The sequence below is a fragment of the Streptomyces microflavus genome, assembly GCF_014650075.1.
Classification (GTDB): Bacteria; Actinomycetota; Actinomycetes; order Streptomycetales; family Streptomycetaceae; genus Streptomyces; species Streptomyces microflavus.
Genome location: NZ_BMUG01000006.1, coordinates 164,917 through 186,077 on the forward strand (window position 1 = coordinate 164,917; position 21,161 = coordinate 186,077).

At 69.0% G+C, this 21,161-nt stretch carries 13 protein-coding genes; 11 read left to right on the plus strand and 2 right to left on the minus strand.

The window, feature by feature from the left end; translation table 11 throughout:
* Positions 1–150 precede the first annotated feature (150 nt).
* The 3 genes from IE264_RS18815 to acnA all read left to right on the plus strand — a co-directional run bounded on the left by IE264_RS18815 (position 151) and on the right by acnA (position 6,603).
* Positions 151–2,940 carry a hypothetical protein gene (locus tag IE264_RS18815; RefSeq protein WP_032753579.1) on the plus strand — a complete coding sequence of 930 codons (2,790 nt, stop codon included), beginning with the start codon at positions 151–153 and terminating at the stop codon, positions 2,938–2,940.
* A 192-nt stretch (positions 2,941–3,132) separates the two neighbouring features.
* Entirely contained in the window at positions 3,133–3,666 is a 534-nt protein-coding gene (locus tag IE264_RS18820; RefSeq protein WP_051821678.1) for a hypothetical protein, read from the plus strand.
* Positions 3,667–3,888: 222 nt separating this feature from the next.
* The gene (gene acnA, locus IE264_RS18825; RefSeq protein WP_032753584.1) at positions 3,889–6,603 is read left to right on the plus strand and encodes an aconitate hydratase AcnA; all 2,715 of its coding nucleotides are present in this window, start codon (positions 3,889–3,891) and stop codon (positions 6,601–6,603) included.
* A 107-nt stretch (positions 6,604–6,710) separates the two neighbouring features.
* Here acnA and IE264_RS18830 read toward each other — a convergent pair whose 3' ends face one another.
* Positions 6,711–7,367, minus strand: coding sequence for a hypothetical protein (locus IE264_RS18830; protein ID WP_015612149.1), 657 nt, complete (start codon positions 7,365–7,367; stop codon positions 6,711–6,713).
* 241 nt (positions 7,368–7,608) lie between these two features.
* On the opposite strand from IE264_RS18830, the gene IE264_RS18835 reads away from it, so the two are divergent.
* Positions 7,609–8,226, plus strand: coding sequence for a histidine phosphatase family protein (locus IE264_RS18835; RefSeq protein WP_015612150.1), 618 nt, complete (start codon positions 7,609–7,611; stop codon positions 8,224–8,226).
* Positions 8,227–8,296: 70 nt separating this feature from the next.
* Here IE264_RS18835 and IE264_RS18840 read toward each other — a convergent pair whose 3' ends face one another.
* Positions 8,297–12,169 carry a GH92 family glycosyl hydrolase gene (locus IE264_RS18840; RefSeq protein WP_032753585.1) on the minus strand — a complete coding sequence of 1,291 codons (3,873 nt, stop codon included), beginning with the start codon at positions 12,167–12,169 and terminating at the stop codon, positions 8,297–8,299.
* Positions 12,170–12,679: 510 nt separating this feature from the next.
* Between IE264_RS18840 and ngcE the strand changes: the two genes are divergently transcribed.
* From ngcE to IE264_RS18875, 7 genes are all read left to right on the plus strand, one after another.
* Complete coding sequence (gene ngcE, locus IE264_RS18845; protein ID WP_015612152.1) at positions 12,680–14,125, plus strand: N-acetylglucosamine/diacetylchitobiose ABC transporter substrate-binding protein; 1,446 nt, start codon at positions 12,680–12,682, stop codon at positions 14,123–14,125.
* A 49-nt stretch (positions 14,126–14,174) separates the two neighbouring features.
* Positions 14,175–15,095 carry a carbohydrate ABC transporter permease gene (locus IE264_RS18850; protein WP_031127050.1) on the plus strand — a complete coding sequence of 307 codons (921 nt, stop codon included), beginning with the start codon at positions 14,175–14,177 and terminating at the stop codon, positions 15,093–15,095.
* Positions 15,095–16,039, plus strand: coding sequence for a carbohydrate ABC transporter permease (locus IE264_RS18855; RefSeq protein ID WP_015612154.1), 945 nt, complete (start codon positions 15,095–15,097; stop codon positions 16,037–16,039). Before IE264_RS18850 ends, IE264_RS18855 begins: the two co-directional genes overlap by 1 nt.
* A 249-nt stretch (positions 16,040–16,288) precedes the next feature.
* On the plus strand, positions 16,289–17,488 hold the full coding sequence (locus tag IE264_RS18860; RefSeq protein ID WP_032753587.1) for an ROK family transcriptional regulator: 1,200 nt from the start codon (positions 16,289–16,291) through the stop codon (positions 17,486–17,488).
* A gap of 119 nt (positions 17,489–17,607) precedes the next feature.
* Complete coding sequence (locus IE264_RS18865; RefSeq protein WP_015612156.1) at positions 17,608–18,720, plus strand: sugar ABC transporter substrate-binding protein; 1,113 nt, start codon at positions 17,608–17,610, stop codon at positions 18,718–18,720.
* A gap of 281 nt (positions 18,721–19,001) precedes the next feature.
* Entirely contained in the window at positions 19,002–19,790 is a 789-nt protein-coding gene (locus IE264_RS18870) for an ATP-binding cassette domain-containing protein (RefSeq protein ID WP_031127054.1), read from the plus strand.
* Positions 19,787–21,094 (plus strand): sugar ABC transporter permease, encoded by a 1,308-nt coding sequence (locus tag IE264_RS18875; protein ID WP_015612158.1) that lies wholly within the window; start codon positions 19,787–19,789, stop codon positions 21,092–21,094. The genes IE264_RS18870 and IE264_RS18875 overlap by 4 nt, the downstream gene beginning before the upstream one ends.
* Positions 21,095–21,161 lie beyond the last annotated feature (67 nt).

Here is a 21,161-nt window from a genome sequence, read left to right on the forward strand (position 1 = left end):
ACCGACCGTCTACGACAGCGGCCCCGCCGATCACTCCGCCCGCAGAGGCAACCCACAGGTTCGCCTCCCCGTCTCGAAGTCCGAGAGCGCGTTCGGCCCGGAACAGACCACCGGAACGGACGTGCGGGTGACCAGGGTTGAGGAGGAGCTTTGATACGTGGCCGGAAAGCATGGGCCACCGCGATAGCGGTGCTGACAGTGGCGGGGGTGGCGCCTGCGGGGGCGTACGCCGCCCCGGCGCCGCCGGAGATACCCACCGCCACCGCTGCACAGAACACCGGGAACGCACTGCCGCCCGGCTGGCGCATCGCCGGTGAGGACGGGCGGAACCACCTGGAGTGGCGCGCGCCCAAGCCGGTCCCCATGGGCGACGCCCGCGTGGAGTTCCGCGCGAACGGCGAACTCGTGGGCGTGCCCGAACCGCAGGACGACGGCCGGACCTTCCGGCTCCCGATGGACGCGGTCCGCACCGCCGACCTGAACGACCTCCAGGTCCAGGCCGCCGGACGCCGCCTCGACGAGGCCCCGGACGCGGGCACGAGTCGCAAGGCCGAGCCGCCCGCCCCGAAGCTCCCGCCCAAGCTGCCCGCGGGGACCGTCGACCCGGGCAAGGCCGGAAAGTACGCCACCACCACCGGTGAGTACAGCCTCTCCTCCGTCAGACTCCCGGGCCTCCCCGCGCCGGTCGAGATGCGCGGTGTCGTCGTCGCCCCGAAGAAGGCCCCCGGCAAGCGGCCCGTCGCCCTCTTCCTGCACGGCCGCCACTCCACCTGCTACGTCCCCGGCAAGAGCGAGGAGACGTCCATCGACTGGCCCTGCGCCAAGGGCAGCAAGCCGATACCCAGCCACCGCGGCTATCTGCGTGACCAGAAACTGCTGGCCTCCCAGGGGTACGTGACCGTCTCGATCTCCGCCAACGGCATCAACGGCCAGGACTGGAACGCCGAGGACGGCGGCGCGCAGGCCCGCTCCTCGCTGATCCGCAACCACCTCGGCCGCTGGGCCGACTGGGCCGCCAAGCCCGCCTCCGCGCCCGCCGCCGTACGCAAGGGCCCGAAGACCGACCTGTCCCGGGTGCTCCTCGTCGGGCACTCGCGCGGCGGCGAAGGCGTCAACCGCGCGGTGATGGACAGCCTGTACAAGCCGCCGGCCGCCCAGGACGGCTACCGTTCCAAGGCCCGCTGGAAGATCCGCGGCACCGTCCACATCGGCCCCACCATCTTCGGCCAGAACCCGGTGCCGGACGTCCCCTCGCTCACGATCCTGCCGGGCTGCGACGGTGACGTCTCCGACCTCCAGGGCCAGGTGTTCACGGACGGCACCCGGGGCGTCAGCCGGGGCAAGGCCCTGCACAGCTCGGTCTACATGGTCGGCGCCAACCACAACTACTTCAACACCGAGTGGACCCCGGGCCAGGCCAAGGCCCCGGCCGACGACGACTTCTGGCACGAGCCCGAGTCGCCCGACCCGCTCTGCTCGCCCGGCGCCGCCGGCCGGCTCTCCGCCAACCAGCAGCACAAGGCGGGGGCGACCTACATCGCCGCCGCCGCACGGCTGTTCGTCGGCGGTGACGACCGCGTACGCCAGCTCGTCGACGGCACCGGCCGCCGCGCCCCCTCCGCCGATCCCGCCCGGGTGCTGACCCACGCGGTCGGCGGCAACCGGGGCGCCGGCTTCCTCCCCGACGACCCGCAGGGCCCGCTGAAGGTCAGCGGCGCCAAGCTGTGCGACGCCGTCGCCCCCGGCCGCTCCGCCTGCATGAGCGAGAAGGACCCCGGCTCCTCGCCGCACTTCGCCCAGTGGCGCCCCGAGCACGAGGCCGGCCGCCGCGCGGTCGCCCTGGACTGGAAGAAGCCCGGCACGGTCGCCCGTGTCACCCCGAAGAAGCCGCTCTCCGTCAAGGGCGCCAAGAGCCTCGCGCTGCGCGTCGCCGTACCGCCGAACACCAGCGGCACCCGGTTCGACGTGAGCGTCAAGGACACCAAGGGCAAGCGGGCCAAGCTGGGCAGCGTCCGTATCGACGGGCTCCCCGGCACCGACCGCACCACCTCGTACTGGGCGCAGGAGGTCCGCGTTCCGCTGACCGCCGCGACCCGCGCCAAGCTGAACCTCGGCAAGGTCGCCGCCCTGGAGCTGACCCCGAGGTCCCGATCCGGCAAGGCGTGGCTGATGGACGCCTGGTCGTGGAAGCCGGGCACCCCCGCGGTGAAGGCCGCGCCGCTCGCCCGTGTCGACATCGGCCGCCTCACCGTCAAGGAGGGCGACGCGGGCGTCATCACGTACAAGGTGCCCGTCCGCACCACCGGCAAGAACGCCGGCGCCGTCCGGCTGTACGTCGTCGACCCGGACACCGGCAGTTCGACCGGCCGCCTGGTCAAGGTCGGCCCCGGCACCGCCGGGATCGACGTCAAGGTGAAGGTCGTGGGCAACAAGCGCTACGGCTGGGACAAGCCCCACGACATCCTGGTCAAGGCGGTCCGGGGAACGGTCATCGGCGCGGACGCCGGCGGTGTCACCGCCCAGAACGACGACCCGATGCCCAAGGTGACCGTCGAGCCGGTGGCCGCCGACGTCACCGAGGGCGCGCCGCTGACGTGGCGCATCTCCCTCTCGGAGAAGGCGGACATCGAGATCTGGACCCTGGCCCAGCTGGTCCCCGTCACCGGCGGCCGCCCGGAGCTGTCCACGGCCGACGTCGACCAGGAGTGGCTGTCCCAGCTCGTGGAGGAGGTCCCGAACCCGGCGATCCCGCTCTCGAAGGTCGAGTACGGGACGCTGTGGACGACGGTCCCGGCGGGCGAGCAGTCCGCGGAGCTGACCGTCCCGACCATCCGTGACCAGGTGAAGGAGCCGGCCGAGTACGTCCGGCTCCAGCCCACCGACGACGAGGGCGAGCCGCTCGGCCCGCCCCTCGAGGGCACGGTCCGCGACGCGCCGTAGTCCGTCCGGCGCACCAGGTCCGGCCCCTCCGCGATCGTGCGGAGGGGCCGGACCGCTGTCCGGGGCCTTCCGGGGGATGACCGTGCCTCCGCCGCCCGGCCGACTCCGCCGCGCACCCTTCGTACCGGAGGCTCATGAGGTCCGCCGCACAGGCCGATGAACGTGCGGGGACGGGCGGCCACGATGAGTCGCATGACCTTACGGAAGCCTCCTGCCACCTCGCCGACACCCGTGGCGCCGCCGCCCCGCTGGGCGGTCCGGGCCGCGCACCTCACCGCGCTGGTGGTCCTGCCGAGCGGGCTGTGGCGCATCGCCCTGGTGCTCGGACACCCCGCCGGCTACACCGAGGCGGGCTTCGAGCCCTTCGCGACGGCCGACGCCAAGGTCTGGATGCTGGCCCTCAGCGTGGTCAGCGAGCTGGTCGCCCTCCTGACCATCGGCCTGGTCCGCCCGTGGGGCGGGACCGTACCGCGCTGGATCCCGTGGATCGGCGGGCGCAGGGTGCGCCCCATGGCCGCTGTCGTCCCCGCCGCCCTGGGCGCGGCGGCGCTGACCCTGACCTGGGGAACCGTGCCCCTCTGGTGGACGTATCCGCACGAGGAGATGACGGGCACCGGGAATCTGGTCGTCGGCATCCTCTACCAGCCGCTGTTCCTCTGGGGCCCGCTGACGGCGGCCGTCACGTTCTCCTACTACCGCCGGCATCGCGTCCGGCGGCCCGGGTAGGAGAGCACCAGGACACCTGGGCATGACCGAGCGGCGGCTATGTACTAGAGTTATCTCGACATCGAGATATCTGCCGAGGCGCACCGCAGCCGCCGCCCGGTAAGGCATACCTAACTAAGCCTTACCTTAGCGGATGGTCGGGGCCGTAGGCGGCACAACGCGGCGCCCGCTGCCAATGAGGCGCGGCGCGGTAGAACGCGCACATTGAAGAAGGAGACTGTCGTGTCGGCGAACAGCTTCGACGCCCGCAGCACGCTGCGCGTGGGCGACGAGTCGTACGAGATCTTCAAGCTGGACAAGGTAGAGGGCTCCGCGCGCCTCCCGTACAGCCTGAAGGTCCTGCTGGAGAACCTGCTCCGTACCGAGGACGGCGCGAACATCACCGCCGACCACATCCGGGCCATCGGCGGCTGGGACTCCCAGGCGCAGCCCAGCCAGGAGATCCAGTTCACGCCGGCCCGCGTGATCATGCAGGACTTCACCGGCGTGCCGTGTGTCGTGGACCTCGCCACCATGCGTGAGGCCGTGAAGGAGCTGGGCGGCGACCCGGCGAAGATCAACCCGCTGGCCCCGGCCGAGCTGGTCATCGACCACTCCGTCATCGCCGACAAGTTCGGCACCAACGAGGCGTTCGCCCAGAACGTCGAGCTGGAGTACGGCCGCAACAAGGAGCGCTACCAGTTCCTGCGCTGGGGCCAGACCGCCTTCGACGAGTTCAAGGTCGTCCCCCCGGGCACCGGCATCGTCCACCAGGTGAACATCGAGCACCTCGCCCGTACGGTCATGGTCCGCAACGGCCAGGCGTACCCCGACACGCTCGTCGGCACCGACTCGCACACCACCATGGTCAACGGCCTCGGTGTGCTGGGCTGGGGCGTCGGCGGCATCGAGGCCGAGGCCGCGATGCTCGGCCAGCCGGTCTCCATGCTCATCCCGCGCGTCGTCGGCTTCAAGCTGACCGGCGAGCTCCCGGCCGGCACCACCGCCACCGACCTCGTGCTGACCATCACCGAGATGCTCCGCAAGCACGGCGTCGTCGGCAAGTTCGTCGAGTTCTACGGTGAGGGCGTCGCCGCGACCTCCCTCGCCAACCGCGCCACCATCGGCAACATGTCGCCGGAGTTCGGCTCCACCGCCGCGATCTTCCCGATCGACGACGAGACGCTGAAGTACCTGCGCCTGACCGGCCGCGACGCCCAGCAGGTCGCCCTCGTCGAGGCGTACGCCAAGGAGCAGGGCCTCTGGCTGGACCCGGCCGCCGAGCCGGACTTCTCCGAGAAGCTGGAGCTCGACCTCTCCACGGTGGTCCCCTCCATCGCCGGCCCGAAGCGCCCGCAGGACCGTATCGTCCTGGCCAACGCCAAGGCGCAGTTCGCCCAGGACGTACGCAACTACGTCTCCGACGACGAGGAGGCGGGCAAGGAGTCCTTCCCGGCCTCCGACTCCCCGGCGACCTCCAACGGCGTCCCGTCGAAGCCGACCACCGTCACGGCCCCCGACGGCTCGACGTACGAGATCGACCACGGCGCCGTCACCGTCGCCGCGATCACCTCCTGCACCAACACCTCGAACCCCTACGTCATGGTCGCCGCCGCGCTCGTGGCGAAGAAGGCCGTCGAGAAGGGCCTGAACCGCAAGCCGTGGGTCAAGACCACCCTCGCCCCGGGCTCGAAGGTCGTCACCGACTACTTCGACAAGGCGGGCCTGACCCCGTACCTCGACAAGGTCGGCTTCAACCTCGTCGGCTACGGCTGCACCACCTGCATCGGCAACTCCGGCCCGCTGCCGGAGGAGGTCTCCAAGGCGGTCAACGAGAACGACCTCGCCGTCACCTCGGTGCTCTCCGGCAACCGTAACTTCGAGGGCCGGATCAACCCCGACGTCAAGATGAACTACCTGGCCTCCCCGCCGCTGGTCGTCGCGTACGCCATCGCCGGTTCGATGAAGGTCGACATCACCAAGGACGCCCTCGGCGTCGACCAGGACGGCAAGCCGGTCTACCTGGCCGACATCTGGCCCACCGAGGCCGAGGTCAACGACGTCGTGGCGAACGCCATCGGCGAGGACATGTTCAACAAGTCCTACCAGGACGTCTTCGCGGGCGACGCCCAGTGGCAGGCGCTGCCGATCCCGACCGGCAACACCTTCGAGTGGGACGCCGAGTCCACCTACGTGCGCAAGCCCCCGTACTTCGACGGCATGACGATGGAGACGACCCCGGTCGAGGACATCACCGGCGCCCGGGTGCTCGCCAAGCTCGGCGACTCGGTCACCACCGACCACATCTCCCCGGCCGGCGCCATCAAGGCCGACACCCCGGCCGGCAAGTACCTCACGGAGCACGGCATCGAGCGCCGTGACTTCAACTCCTACGGCTCGCGCCGAGGCAACCACGAGGTCATGATCCGCGGCACGTTCGCCAACATCCGCCTGCGCAACCAGATCGCGCCGGGCACCGAGGGCGGCTACACCCGCGACTTCACCAAGGGTGACGGCCCGGTGTCGTTCATCTACGACGCCTCGCAGAACTACCAGGCCGCCGGCACCCCCCTCGCGATCCTCGCGGGCAAGGAGTACGGCTCCGGCTCGTCCCGCGACTGGGCCGCCAAGGGCACCGCGCTCCTCGGCGTCAAGGCCGTCATCGCCGAGTCCTACGAGCGCATCCACCGCTCGAACCTCATCGGCATGGGCGTCCTCCCGCTCCAGTTCCCCGAGGGCCAGACCGCCGAGACCCTCGGCCTCACCGGCGAGGAGACCTTCTCCTTCACCGGCGTCACCGAGCTGAACAACGGCACCACCCCGCGCACGGTCAAGGTCACCACCGACACCGGTGTGGAGTTCGACGGCGTCGTCCGTATCGACACCCCCGGCGAGGCGGACTACTACCGCAACGGCGGCATCCTGCAGTACGTGCTCCGCAGCCTGATCCGCAAGTAGGCGGCAGGCGGCAGACAGCACAAGGGCCGCATCCCGGGTCTCCCCGGGGTGCGGCCCTTCGGCGTCGGACCGGAACGGCGGATCGTCCGAACCGGAACGGCGGATCGTTACAGCGGGTACCGCTCGACCTGGTCGATCCGGCACTTCGTGCCCGCGGGCACCTCGCCGAGCCCCTGGGCCTTCACCGTGGCCGACTTACCGGGGGCGAGCTCGTCGGTGGTCGCGATGCCGTCGGTCACCTTGGCACCCTTGCCGTCCACGAACGTGACGAACACGACGTAGCTCGCCGTCCCGCCGGACTCGTTCACGACCTTCAGCTCGGCGTGCGGCCAGCCGATCGTGGAGTCCCGCGTGCACTTCGTGATGGTGACGTCCTTCTCGGCGGACGGCTCCGGCACGATGGCCTCCGGCTCCGGCTCGACGGGCTCCGCGTCGTACTCGTCCTCGTACCCCTCCTCCGGCTCCTCGTCGTACGGGGTGGAGAAGGGGGCGTCCGACCGGTCGGATCGCAGGGCCAGTTCGTCCGAGAGCGAGTTCATCACCGAGTAGACCAGCGCCACCACCGCCCCCGCCACGACGAGCCCGCCGCCCACGGCGAGCGTCACGATCAGCCCCGTACGCTGCTTGCGCGGAGGTGCGGCGGGGGCCGCCCACGGGGACGGCTGAGGCGCCCCCACCGGGTGCTGTTGCTGCCCGGCCTCGGGCGAAGGCTGCGGCTGAGGCTGCGGCTGTTCGGGCGGCGGAGGCGGAAAGTTGTCGGACATGCGGTCCCCCCACGGGAAGTCGATCAGGTGAGGGACTTACGGTACGTGGCCCCACCCACAGCCCCGGCACCGCCCGACCCTCCGGCACCAACCCCGCACCGCCCGACCCTCCAGCACCGAACCGCACCGCCCGACCCTCCGGCACCAACCCCGCACCGCCCGACCCTCCAGCACCGAACCGCACCGCCCGACCCTCCGGCACCAACCCCGCACCACCCGTACAGAAAGCGAACGGACCCCCATGGGCGAGCTGATCCTCATCCGGCACGGCGAGACCGAGTGGTCCCGCTCCGGGCAGCACACGAGCTACACCGACCTCCCCCTGACCGCCACCGGCGAGCGCCAGGCCCGCGCCCTCGTGCCGCTCCTCGCCGACCGGAACATCGGCCTCACCCTCGTCAGCCCCTCGATCCGGGCCCGCCGCACCGCCGAGCTGGCCGGGCTGCACGCCCCCCGGGTCACCCCCGAGCTGCGGGAGTGGGACTACGGCGGCTACGAGGGCATCACCACCCTGGCGATCCGCCGCACCCGCCCCTTCTGGAACCTCTGGACCGACGGCGTCGACCCCGGCTCCGACGAGCACCCCGGCGAGAGCCCCGCCGATGTCGGGCAGCGCGCCGACCAGGTGCTCGCGGGTGTGCGGTCGGCCGCCGAGGGGCTGGGGGACGCGGACATCGCGCTCGTCGCCCACTCGCACTTCCTGCGCGTCCTCACCGCCCGCTACCTCGGCCTGACCCCGGCCGAGGGCCGCCTCTTCCAGCTCGCCACCGGGGCCGTCTCCCGGCTCGGCACGGAACACGGCCGGCCGGTCATCGCCGCACTCAACGTGGCCCTGCCCGAAAGCCTGCACGAGGCGTGAGGCGCCTGAATCGCCGACGGCCGGCACCCCGCCCTCGGGGTACCGGCCGCCTGCGCGTGTCAGTCACGGATCAGGAGAGCAGCTCCACCTCCGCCAGCGTCGCCGGACCCGTCAGCACCAGCCGGTACTGCGCGTACGCACCGGGCCGGTCCACCGAGAAGGCCCGGGTCTGCTTGTCCCAGGCGAAGGACTGGCCGGAGCGGCGGTCGAGGTCCGTCCACTTCTTGCCGTCGGACGAGCCCTGGAGGGTCCAGCCCTTCGGTGCCTTGTCCGCCGCCGCCGACGTCAGCGTGTACTGGAGCGCCTTGGTGGACGCGGGGACGGGCAGCTCCACCGACTCGGCCTCCGCCGAGGTGGCCGAGGTGTTGTCGAACAGCGCGCCGTCACCCTTCAGCACATCGCCCTTGGGCGCCGGGGCCTTGTCATCCTTCTGGATGGAGACCGGGGCCGCGTCCTTGCCCGTGCCCCACGCCGACGGCTTCGGGCCCATGTCGAACTCCAGCGTGCCGCCCTTGGCCAGCACGTCATGGGGGAGCGCGGTGGAGGTCCACTTCTTGCCGTTGACCTTCACGCCCTGCACGTAGATGTTCTTCGCGCTGTTCTTCGGGGCCTTGACGGTCAGCTTGCGGCCGTTGTCCATGCGGACGGTGACCTTCTTGAAGAGCGGCGAGCCGATCGCGTACTCCCCGCTGCCCATCACCAGCGGGTAGAAGCCGAGCGCGGAGAAGAGGAACCAGGCCGACTGCTCGCCGTTGTCCTCGTCGCCGTGGATGCCCTGCCCGATCTCGCTGCCGACGTACAGGCGGCCCAGCACCTCGCGGACCTTCTCCTGCGTCTTGTAGGGCTGCGAGGCCGCGTTGTACATGTACGTGGCGTGGTGGGCGACCTGGTTGCTGTGCCCGTACTGGCCCATCCGTACGTCACGCGCCTCGGTCATCTCGTGGATAACCCCGCCGTAGCTGCCGACGAACTCCGGGCCCGCCGTCTCCGGCGTGGAGAAGTACGTGTCCAGCTTCTTGCCGAGCCCCGCGCGGCCGCCGTACAGGTTGGCCAGGCCCCGGCTGTCCTGCGGGGCGGTGAAGGCGTAGCCCCAGCCGTTGGTCTCGGTGTAGTCGTAGCCCCAGACACGGGGGTCGTACTGGTCCGAGGGCAGGCGCCAGTCGCCGTTGGGCTTCTTGCCCTGGAAGAAGCCCGCCTTCTCGTCGAAGAGCTTGACGTACTTCTGCGCCCGGTTCAGGAAGTAGGCCGACTCCTCCTTGTACCGCGCCTTCTTCGTCTTCTTGTAGAGCTCCTCGCCCATCCGCGCGATGCCGTAGTCGTTGAGGTAGCCCTCCAGCGACCAGGACAGGCCCTCGTGCGTGGCGGTGTTCGCGTAGCCGGTGAAGACGGAGGTCTCCATGCCCTTGCGGCCGACGCCCGAGGAGGGCGGGGCCACCGTGGCGTTCTTGACCGCCGCGTCGTACGCCGCCTCCGCGTCGAACTTCACGCCCTTGACGTACGCGTCCGCGAAGGCCACGTCCGAGCTGGTGCCGGTCATCAGGTCCGCGTAGCCGGGGGAGGACCAGCGCGAGGTCCAGCCGCCGTCCTTGTAGTGCTGGACGAAGCCGTCCACCAGCTCGCCGGCCTTCTTCGGGGAGAAGAAGGAGTAGGCGGGCCAGGTCGTGCGGTAGGTGTCCCAGAAGCCGTTGTTGACGAACACCTTGCCGTCGACGATCTTCGCCCCGGTCTGCGTCGGGGTGTCCGTACCGACCGGCTTGGAGAAGGGGCTGGCGTACTTGTTCTTCCCGTCGACCTTCTCGTGGCCGGAGTTCGGGTAGAGGTAGAGCCGGTAGAGGCTGGAGTAGAGCGTGGTGAGCTGGTCCTCGTTGGCGCCCTCCACCTCGATCGTCCCCAGGATGTCGTCCCAGGCCGCCTGCGCCTTGCGCTGCACCTTCTCGAAGGAGGTGGACTCCGGGATCTCCATGGCCAGGTTCTTCTTCGCCTGGTCGACGCCGATCAGCGAGGTGGCCAGGCGCAGGTTGACCGTGCGGTCCTTGCCCGCGTCGAAGCGGAAGAAGCCCGTGACGTCGTCGCCGCCTCCGCCCTTCAGCTTGCCGCTGTCCGTCACCGGCGCGTCGAAGACGCCGTACACGAACATGCGGGTCGCCCCGGTGGACAGGCCGCTCTTCACGTCCGTGTAGCCGGAGAAGGAGCGGGTTGCGGGGTCCAGGGTGAGGCCGCCGGCGTTCGACACGTTGTCGAAGACCAGGCTGGCGTCCTTGCCGGGATAGGTGAACCGCATCCGGGCCGCGTGGTCCGTCGGCGCGATCTCGGTCTTGAGACCGTTCTCGAACGTGACGCCGTAGTAGTTCGGCTTCGCGATCTCGTTCTCGTGCCGGAAGGGCAGCGCGCGGGCCGTACGGGCGGCGTCCGGGGTGCCGGCCGCGGCCGAGGGCATCACCTGGAAGGTCTGCCGGTCGCCCATCCAGGGGCTCGGCTCATGGCTGGCGCTGAAGGCCTGGAGCGTGGGGAGGTTCTCCTCGTTGTTGCCCCGGTGGTAGTCGTACAGCCAGCTCAGCGAACCGGCGTTGGTCACCGGCGTCCAGAAGTTGAAGCCATGGGGGACCGCGGTGGCCGGAATGTTGTTGCCGCGCGAGAAGCCGCCGCTGGAGTTGGTGCCGCGCGTGGTCAGCGCGTAGTCCGACAGATGAGCCTTGCGCTTCTCCGGCTTCCTCGGCTCGATCGCGATGTCGTCGACCCAGCCCTGGAACTTCGCCGCCCCCTTGGGGGAGTCGTACGCCACCAGGATCCGGTCGACCGTCCTGCCCGCCGCGACCGTGCCGATGCGCGAGGCGACCTTGTTCCACTGGTTGACGTAGAGGCGCTTGGCGTCGGCCTGGCCCTGCGGGGTCAGCAGCCCGCCGTGGCTGTCGGTGGCCTTCAGCTCGCTCAGATACGTGCCGTCGGTGAAGGCCAGGTCCACCGCGATGTGGGTCGCGGGGTAGTTGAGGTCCGTCTCGCCCATCTGTGGGTAGACGAGGTAGGAGAGCTCGGTGTCCTTGGTGACGGCCGTGTTCACATCGAAAACCTTGTTGTACGAGTACGCCCGGCCGTCCGGCTTGTGCGTACCCGCGTAACGCAGTGCCTTCTTTCCGGTGAATCCCGCACCCGCCTTCGCGGTGGGCGAGCCGGAGGGGCCGCGGTCGGCCTGGCTGCGCATCTCGTCGGGGACGGGCGCGGAGGTGTCACCGTTCGAGAACTGAACGTCGGCGAGCTGGAGGATGTCCGCAGCGCCGTTGTTGGCCGTGATCTCCAGCCGGAAGTGCCGGTAGGCGGTGTCGGAGGCGAAATCGTACGACTTCGTCTGGTGCCGCTCGGCGAACGTCTCGCCCTTGCGGGTGTCGAGGTCGGTCCACTCCTTGCCGTCGGCCGAGCCCTTGAGCGTCCAGTCCTTCGGGTCGCGCGGGGCGTGGTCGTTGGCGGAGGTGAGCGCGTACGTCACCACCTTGACCGGCTCGTCCAGGTCGAACTCGACCCAGCCGGTCTTCGCGAACGCCAGCCACTTGGAGGCCGGTTCGACGTCGACCAGGTTCTCCTTGACCTCGCCGCCCGCGGTGTTCTCGGCGCTGGCGCGGACGTCGGTCACCCGGTCGGTGACATTGCCCGGTATCCCGGCGGAGAACCCGCCGTCGACACCCGACGAGCGTTCTGTCCCGTCCGGTCCTTCTTCTACTGTGTTGCGCCAGTCCGGCTGCTTCTCGTCCGCTTCGAACGAGGAGCGGAACGTCCGTTCGCCGGAGGGCTTCTGCGGCGCCGCGGACGGGCCGGCGACGGCGGCCGTGGGGGCCGCGAGGGCCAGGACGAGTGATGCCGCGAGGACGGCGGCCGTGCGGCTCCGTCTCGTACGGGTGGCGCTGCTGAGGGCCTTTTCAGCGCCATGGTGGAGACCACGTGGTGGCTGCATACCGAGCCATTCCTCCCCGGAGCGTGCTTGGACAACGTTGTCATAGCGGGATGCAAGGTCCAGTAGGGAGCCAAGTGACAGGACGTGTCAAGGGTGTTGCCTCAGGTGCGGTTCGCGAATCGGCCGTAAGGGGAAAAAGCTGCCCCTGTACGAGGGCGTACGGTGCCGAGGAGTCCGCGAGGTCTCAACTCGGGAAAGACTGCTCTCCCAACGTGCATTCGATCTTGCTCAGTTGGCGGCAAGTGGACTATACCTGTCGCCATCTGCACAGCCGTTTCCGACGGATGCGCACGCGGGGGAAAGACAGGGGATGGTCGCGAGGGCGTCATGGGCGTCCTGGCTGTACGGTTCTCCGACACCCCCACTCCGCCGGTTTTTTCCTCCGGTACATCTGCATATCTGCACGACCCGAGCGCAACTGACCGCGGTGGCGGGGCCCTTCGCCTGAGGCGAATTTTCGACGGGTGACCGGTACACCGCCTGAGTCCTGGAGAAGGCGAGGACTTGAGCATGGGATCCACCTCCGCTCAGAACAATGAGGGCCTTGGCCGTCGCGATCTGATCAAGCGTTCTGCCGCACTTGGCCTGATCGCTGTTCCGACGATGAGCTTCCTGTCCGCCTGCGCGAGCGGCGACAGCGGCACCGACGACAAGGTCGAAAAGGGCGAGAAGTCCGAGAAGAACCCGCTGGCCGTCAACGGCAGCGCCCCGCTGGAGATCGTCATCTTCGACGGCGGGTTCGGCACCAAGTACGCCGAGGACGCCCGGGACGTCTACAAGAAGACCTACCCCGAGGCGCAGGTCAAGTTCTCGGCGACGCAGAAGATCCAGTCGGTTCTTCAGCCGCGCTTCAACGGCGGCACCCCGCCGGACCTGATCGACAACTCCGGTGCCCAGCAGATGGACATGGGCGTCCTGGTCGGCAAGAAGCAGCTCACCGACCTGACCCCGCTGCTCGACGCCCCCTCGATCGACGACCCCGCCAAGACGGTCCGCGACACCCTGCGGCCGGGCATCGTCGAGATGGGCCAGTTCGACGGCGACCCGGTCTGGATCATGTACTACGCGTACACGGTCTACGGCGTCTGGTACTCGCAGACCGCGCTGGACAAGCTCGACGCCACGTACCCGGAGACCTGGGACGAGATGCTCGCGCTCTGCGCGAAGGCGAAGAAGCAGGGCATCGCCGGCTGGACCTACCCCGGCAAGCACCCGTACTACATCCCGTTCTCGCTCTACCCGTTCATCGGCAAGATCGGCGGCGTGGAGGTCCTCAACGCCATCGACAACCTGGAGCCGAAGGCCTGGGAGCACCCCGCTGTCAAGGCGGCGTTCGAGGCGTACTACGAGCTCTTCGCCAAGGGCTACATCCTCAAGGGCACCCCGGGCCTGGACCACCGCGGTTCGCAGGGCGCCTGGGCCCGCGGCAAGGCGCTGTTCATCCCGAACGGCTCCTGGGTCGAGAACGAGGAAGCGGCGATCATCCCCAAGGACTTCAAGCTGTCCGTGGGCGCTCCCTCCAGCCTCGACTCCTCGGACAAGCTGCCCTTCGGCACCATCTGGGCGTCCGGCGGCGAGCCGTTCATCGTCCCGGCCAAGGCGAAGAACCCGGCGGGCGGCATGGAGCAGCTGCGCATCATGCTCAGCGAGGCCTCCTCCAAGTCCTTCACCAGCAACACCAAGTCGCTCTCCGCCTTCAACGGCGGCACCGACGGCATCACGCTCTCGGACGGCCTGCAGTCGGGCGTCGCGGCTCTGGAGAAGGCGGGCACCAATGTGGTCAACCCCCGCCTGCAGGACTGGTACGTGAAGCTCCAGAAGGAGCAGATCGGCGTCGCCGCGCTCGGCGAGATGATGGCCGGCCGCGCCACCCCGGCCGAGACCATCAAGAAGATCCAGGCGTTCGCCGACGCGGCCGCCAAGGACCAGTCCATCAAGCACTTCAGGCACCAGTGATCACGCGTCACCAGCGGCGGCAGCTCGGGGAAGGTCGGAGTCGGTAACGATGCAGCACGGTAAATACCGGTTCATAATCGGGTTCTTGGTGGCCCCGATGACGTTGTATGTCGTCTTCGTCATCTGGCCGTTCATCCAGTCCATCTACTACTCGTTCACGGACTGGACGGGTCTGAGCCCCGACTTCAAGATGGTCGGCTTCGACAACTACACCAAGATGCTCGACGACGACATCTTCTGGAAATCGCTGCAGCACAGTGTGCTGCTGGCCGTTCTGCTGCCGCTGGTGACGCTGGGCCTCGCGCTCTTCTTCGCCTTCATGCTCAACGTGGGAGGGCGGCGCACCAAGGGCGCCGCCGTCTCGGGCGTACGGGGCTCCGGCTTCTACAAGATCGCCTACTTCTTCCCGCAGGTGCTCTCGATCGCGATCGTGGCCATCCTGTTCCAGTTCGCCTTCGACCCGGCCCAGGGCATGATCAACGGCACGCTCAAGGCCGTGGGCTTCGACGACGTACCGGACTGGCTGGGCGATCCGAAGCTGGCCCTGTGGGTCATCATGGCGGTCCTCGTCTGGTGCACGACCGGCTTCTTCGTGGTGCTGTTCTCCGCGGGCATGGCCTCCATCCCCAAGGACTTCTACGAAGCCGCCCTGCTGGACGGGGCGAGCCGCATCACGACCTTCTTCCGGATCACGCTGCCCCTGCTGTGGGACACGGTCCAGTCCGGCTGGGTCTACATGGGCATCCTGGCGCTCGGCGCCGAGGGCTTCGCCATCGTCCACATCATGAGTGTCGGCCCCGGCGGGCCCGACTACTCGACCACCGTCCTGCCGCTGTACGTCTACCAGTCGGCGTTCCGTGACGGACAGGCGGGCTACGCGACCACGATCGGTGTCGCCCTGCTCATCGTGACCCTGGCGTTCGCCGCCATCGTCATGCGGGTGGGCCGGCGCGAGCGGCTGGAGTTCTGATGAAGACCACTGACACCCCTCCCTCCGGATCCTCCTCCGGTACCGACGACACGTCCAAGGTCCCGGCGCAGCGCACCGGCACGGGCTCCAAGGCCCCGTCGGCCCCCGCGAAGCGCGGCGAGGGCCAGGTCCTCAACGTCTTCTCGCACGGGATGCTCGTCGTGTGGGCGATCATGGTCGTCCTGCCGCTGTTCTGGGCGGTGATGTCCTCGTTCAAGACCGACACGGACATCTTCAACACCCCCTGGTCGCTGCCCAGCTCGCTGAGCTTCGACGCCTGGGGCCGGGCCTGGAGCCAGGCCCATATGAGCGAGTACTTCCTGAACACCATCCTGGTGGTGGGCGGGTCGCTCGTGGGCACCCTGGTCCTCGGCTCGATGGCCGCCTATGTGCTCGCCCGCTTCGAGTTCCCGGGCAACCGCTTCATTTACTTCTTGTTCGTCGGCGGCATGAGCTTCCCGATCATGCTGGCGCTGGTCCCGCTGTTCTTCGTCATGGACAACATGGGGCTGCTGAACACGATCCACGGCCTGATCCTCGTGTACATCGCGTACTCGCTGCCGTTCACCGTGTTCTTCCTGACCTCGTTCTTCCGTACGCTGCCGACCTCGGTGGCGGAGGCGTCGATCATCGACGGGGCCTCGCACACACGGACGTTCTTCCAGGTGATGCTGCCGATGGCCAAGCCCGGCCTGATCAGCGTCGGCATCTTCAACTTCCTGGGGCAGTGGAACCAGTACATGCTGCCGACGGTGCTGAACACCGACCCGGAGAAGCGGGTGCTCGCCCAGGGCCTCGTGGAGCTGGCCTCCAGCCAGGGGTACAAGGGCGACTACTCCGGACTCTTCGCCGGCCTGGTGATCGCGATGCTCCCGGTGCTGGCGGCGTACATCATCTTCCAGCGCCAGGTCGTCTCGGGTCTGACGGCGGGTGCGCTCAAGTAGGTCACGCGTACGCATAAGAAGGTCACATATCCACAACGGCCCGGTGCCCCGGCGGAGATCATCTCCGCCGGGGCACCGGGCCGTTGAGGCGCGCTCGGGCGAGCCCCTGCCCGCTCAGGTCTTGACGGGAGGTACCCCCGAACGGTCAGCTTAGAGTTCACATGTTGGAGGAAGCCGGGGTGTCATCGCTGCTGCCCCGGCCGGGGTGGTCCTCTGGACCGCCCGCCAAGGGCAGGAGTGGATGAGTCGATGGAGACTCCCGGGTCGCAGACATCGCTGCACAGGGCCAATCTGGAGCGGGTCGTACGCGCCGTACGGATGGCGGGGTCGCTCACCCAGGCGGAGATCGCCCGGAGCACCGGGCTCTCCGCAGCCACGGTCTCCAATATCGTCCGGGAGCTGAAGGACGGCGGAACGGTCGAGGTGACCCCCACCTCGGCGGGCGGCCGCCGGGCCCGCAGCGTCTCGCTCAGCGGCGACGCGGGCATCGTCATCGGGGTCGACTTCGGCCATACGCACCTGCGGGTCGCCGTCGGCAACCTGGCCCACCAGGTGCTGGCCGAGGAGTCCGAGCCGCTGGATGTCGACGCCTCGTCCGCGGAGGGGTTCGACCGGGCCGAGGTGCTGGTCAAGCGGCTGATCGAGGCCACCGGGATCGGCCCGGACAAGGTCATCGGCGTCGGTCTCGGCGTGCCGGGACCCATCGACGTCGAGTCCGGAACGCTGGGCTCCACCTCGATCCTGCCGGGCTGGACGGGCATCAACCCCAGCGAGGAGCTCTCCGGCCGCCTCGGCGTCCCGGTGTACGTCGACAACGACGCCAACCTGGGGGCCCTGGGCGAGCTGGTCTGGGGGAGCGGGCGGGGCGTGCGGGACCTGGCGTACATCAAGGTCGCCAGCGGCGTCGGCGCCGGTCTGGTGATCGACGGGACCATCTACCGGGGCCCGGGCGGCACGGCCGGCGAGATCGGGCACATCACGCTCGACGAGTCGGGCCCGGTCTGCCGCTGCGGCAACCGCGGCTGCCTGGAGACCTTCACCGCCGCGCGCTACGTCCTGCCCCTGCTCCAGCCCAGCCACGGCCCCGGACTCACCATGGAACGGGTGGTCCAGCTGGCTCGTGAGGGCGATCCGGGGTGCCGCCGGGTGATCGGTGACGTGGGCCGCCACATAGGCAGCGGTGTCGCCAACCTGTGCAACCTGCTCAACCCCAGCCGGGTCGTCCTCGGCGGCTCGCTGGCGGAGGCCGGGGAGCTGGTTCTGGGGCCCATACGGGACTCCGTGTCGCGTTACGCGATCCCCAGTGCCGCCCGGCAGCTCTCGGTGCTCCCAGGGGCCCTGGGAGGGCGTGCCGAGGTGCTGGGCGCGCTCGCTCTGGTGCTGAGCGAGATGGGGGATTCAACCCTTTTGGAGAGCACCCTCCCCGCAGCGACTCCTGCCTTCACTTAGATAACGAATGGCACCGTTGTCATCTCGTTAAGGATTTACTCCTTGACGCTGAAGCTGCGGCCGAGTTGACTTCCAGCCACCTCGGCCGCAACGTCGCGGCCTCGTCAGGGAGGTTCGAAATGAACACGCGTATGCGTCGTGCCGCCGTTGCCGTTGCCGCCACCACGATGGCGATCTCGCTTGCCGCTTGTGGGAGCGCCAAGGAGACCGGCGACAAGGCCGAACAGGGCTCGGAGAAGAAGGGCGACGACCTGAAGATAGGTCTGCTGCTCCCCGAGAACCAGACGGCCCGTTACGAGAAGTTCGACCGGCCGATCATCGAGAAGAAGATCAGCGAGCTCACGGGTGGCAAGGCGGAGGTCGTCTACGCCAACGCCAAGCAGGACGCGACCACCCAGGCGCAGCAGATCGACACCATGATCACCAACAAGGTGGACGCGCTCATCGTCGGCGCGGTGGACGCCAAGGCGATCGCGAACAGCGTCAAGAAGGCCAAGGACGAGGGCATCCCCGTCGTCGCCTTCGACCGCCTCGCCGAGGGCCCCATCGACGCGTACACCTCGTTCGACAACGAAGAGGTCGGCCGCGCGCAGGGCACCGCACTGCTGGAGGCCCTGGGAGACAAGGCCGACGGCGGCACGATCGTGATGATGAACGGCGCGATCACCGACCCGAACGCCGCGCTCTTCAAGAAGGGCGCCAAGTCCGTCCTCGACGGCAAGGTGAAGTACGGCAAGGAGTACGACACCAAGGAGTGGAAGCCGGAGAACGCCAACGCCAACATGGAAGCGGCGATCACCGCACTCGGCAAGGACAAGATCGACGGCGTCTACTCCGCCAACGACGGCATGGCGGGCGGCATCATCACCGCCCTGAAGGCCGCCGGTCTGCCGAAGCTCCCCCCGGTCACCGGCCAGGACGCCGAGCTGGCGGGCGTGCAGCGCATCGTCACCGGTGAGCAGTTCATGAGCGTCTACAAGTCCTACCCCGCGGAGGGCATCGTCGCCGCGGAGATGGCCGTCGCCCTCGCCAAGGGCGAGAAGCTGGACTCGATCGCCACCTCGAAGGTCGACAACGCCAGCCAGAAGGACATCCCGACGGTCCTCGTCCCGGTCATCTCGCTGACCAAGGACAACATCAAGGACACCGTCGTCAAGGACGGCATCTGGACGCTGGAAGAGATCTGCTCCGGCAAGTACAAGGCCGCCTGCGACTCGATCGGCCTGAAGTAGGCCCCAGGGGGCGTCCCGCCGGTCACGGCCGGACCGGACGCCCCCGCCGCCGTACGCCCGACGCGTCCTCGCGAAGGCGCCACGGCACCTCTGCCGCGCACGCGTCCGCCGCACACCGGCCCGCGCGCGCCACGAAGCCTGTCCGGTGTCCCGCCCACCAACCGTCCCGCTACCGGGCGGGGCGCCGGACGGAATGCTTCCCCCCTTTTTTCTTTTCTTCTGCTCGACCGCCGCGCCTTCCCCCGGGCGCGGCATCCCCCGCCGGTCAGGCGGCGAAGGAGATGGTTCACGTGACCGCTACGCCCGTGTTGGCGTTGCGAGGGGTCTCCAAGCGATTCGGTGCCGTCCAGGTACTCACCGATGTAGAGCTTGAGGTCCACGCCGGTGAGGTCGTCGCCCTGGTGGGCGACAACGGCGCCGGTAAATCAACGCTGGTCAAGACGATCGCCGGAGTGCACCCCATCGATGAGGGAGTCATCGAGTGGGAGGGCAAGGCGGTCCAGATCGACAAGCCGCACGACGCCCAGAACCTCGGCGTCGCGACCGTCTATCAGGACCTCGCGCTGTGCGACAACATCGATGTCGTCGGCAACCTCTACCTGGGCCGGGAGCTGCGCAAATTCGGCATCCTGGACGAGGTGGAGATGGAGCGCCGCTCCCGCGAGCTGCTGTCCACGCTCTCCATCCGGATCCCGAGCGTCCGCATCCCGATCGCCTCGCTCTCCGGCGGCCAGCGCCAGACGGTGGCCATCGCCCGCTCGATGCTCGGTGAGCCCAAGCTCGTCATCCTCGACGAGCCGACCGCCGCCCTCGGCGTCGAGCAGACCGCCCAGGTCCTCGACCTCGTCGAGCGGCTGCGCGAGCGCGGTCACGCGGTCATCCTCATCAGCCACAACATGGCCGATGTGAAGGCCGTGGCCGACAAGGTCGCCGTGCTCCGGCTGGGCCGGAACAACGGTGTCTTCGATGTGAAGACCACCTCCCAGGAAGAGATCATCTCCGCCATCACGGGTGCCACGGACAACGCCGTGACCCGACGTGCGGCGCGCAACGCGGAGGTTTCCAAGTGACCACCGACAAGTCCGCGACCTCGCTGGACAAGACCGCCCCGGCGGACGCTCCGGTAGGCAACCCGGACGCGGCCGAAGGTGCCGCCACGGTCGTCGACCCCCGGCTGCTCATCCGCCAGCAGGGCTTCGCCGGCTACATCACCGAGTTCAAGCGCAAGATCAGCGGCGGTGACCTCGGCTCCATCCCGGTCGTCGTCGGCCTCGCGATCATCGCCATCGTCTTCCAGAGCATGAACTCCGAGTTCCTCTCCGCGAAGAACATCAGCGACATCGCGACCACGATGGTCGCCACCGGCATGATGGCCGTGGGCATCATCTTCGTCCTGCTGCTCGGCGAGATCGACCTCTCGGTCGGCTCGGTCAGCGGTGTCTCCGGCGCCCTCGTCGCCGTGCTCAGCGTCACCCAGGGCATGAACGAGTGGCTTGCGATCGTCGTTGCCATCGTCAGCGGCGCGGTGATCGGCGCGATCCACGGCTTCTTCTTCGCCCGGATCGGCGCCCCGGCCTTCGCCGTCACCCTGGCCGGCCTGCTGTTCTGGCTCGGCTTCATGCTCCAGCTGCTCGGCGACTCCGGCACCATCAACCTGGACGGCGAAGGGGTGGTCGGCAAGCTGACCACGTACTACTTCACCGATGTCGCCGCCGCCTACGGGCTCGCCGCCGTCGCGGTCATCGCCTACTTCGCCGCCGCCTTCCTGGACACCCGCCGCCGCGAGGCCGCGGGCATCCCGTCCCGGCCGATCGCCGACATCGCCGTGCGCACCGGAGTCCTCGCGGTGTTCGCGTTCGCCGCGGCGTACATGTTCAACCAGTACCGCGGCCTGCCGCTCGCCCTGGTCCTCTTCCTGATCGTCCTGGTCGGTACGGACTTCGTGCTGCGCCGCACGGCGTACGGGCGGAAGATCTTCGCGCTCGGCGGCAGCGTCGAGGCCTCCCGGCGTGCCGGTATCAACGTCACCGCGATCCGGATCTCCGTCTTCTCCATCGCGGGTACGTTCGCGGCGATCGGCGGCCTGTTCTGGGCCTCCAAGATCGCGGCGGCCAACCAGGGCTCCGGCACCGGCGACCTGCTGATGAACGTCATCGCGGCGGCCGTCATCGGCGGCACCAGCCTCTTCGGCGGCCGCGGCCGCACCTGGAACGCGCTGCTCGGTGTCATGGTGATCGTCTCGATCCAGTACGGCCTGTCCCTGGAGGGCATCGCCACGCCGATCCAGTACATGGTCACCGGCGCCGTGCTTCTCGCCACGGTCGTCATCGACTCCATCACCCGTAAGACCCAGAAGACCGCAGGCCGCGCCTGACCGCGGATCCGCGCAGGTGCCCGGCGCCCCACGGGGGTGCCGGGCACCTGCGCGTCCCCGCCCGCCC

Coding starts and splice junctions, on each gene's coding strand:
- IE264_RS18820 (WP_051821678.1), top strand. CDS start 3,133: ATGACCTTACGGAAGCCTCCTGCCACCTCGCCGACACCCGTGGCGCCG.
- IE264_RS18830 (WP_015612149.1), bottom strand. CDS start 7,367: ATGTCCGACAACTTTCCGCCTCCGCCGCCCGAACAGCCGCAGCCTCAG.
- IE264_RS18835 (WP_015612150.1), top strand. CDS start 7,609: ATGGGCGAGCTGATCCTCATCCGGCACGGCGAGACCGAGTGGTCCCGC.
- IE264_RS18840 (WP_032753585.1), bottom strand. CDS start 12,169: ATGCAGCCACCACGTGGTCTCCACCATGGCGCTGAAAAGGCCCTCAGC.
- ngcE (WP_015612152.1), top strand. CDS start 12,680: ATGGGATCCACCTCCGCTCAGAACAATGAGGGCCTTGGCCGTCGCGAT.
- IE264_RS18850 (WP_031127050.1), top strand. CDS start 14,175: ATGCAGCACGGTAAATACCGGTTCATAATCGGGTTCTTGGTGGCCCCG.
- IE264_RS18855 (WP_015612154.1), top strand. CDS start 15,095: ATGAAGACCACTGACACCCCTCCCTCCGGATCCTCCTCCGGTACCGAC.
- IE264_RS18860 (WP_032753587.1), top strand. CDS start 16,289: ATGGAGACTCCCGGGTCGCAGACATCGCTGCACAGGGCCAATCTGGAG.
- IE264_RS18865 (WP_015612156.1), top strand. CDS start 17,608: ATGAACACGCGTATGCGTCGTGCCGCCGTTGCCGTTGCCGCCACCACG.
- IE264_RS18870 (WP_031127054.1), top strand. CDS start 19,002: ATGGTTCACGTGACCGCTACGCCCGTGTTGGCGTTGCGAGGGGTCTCC.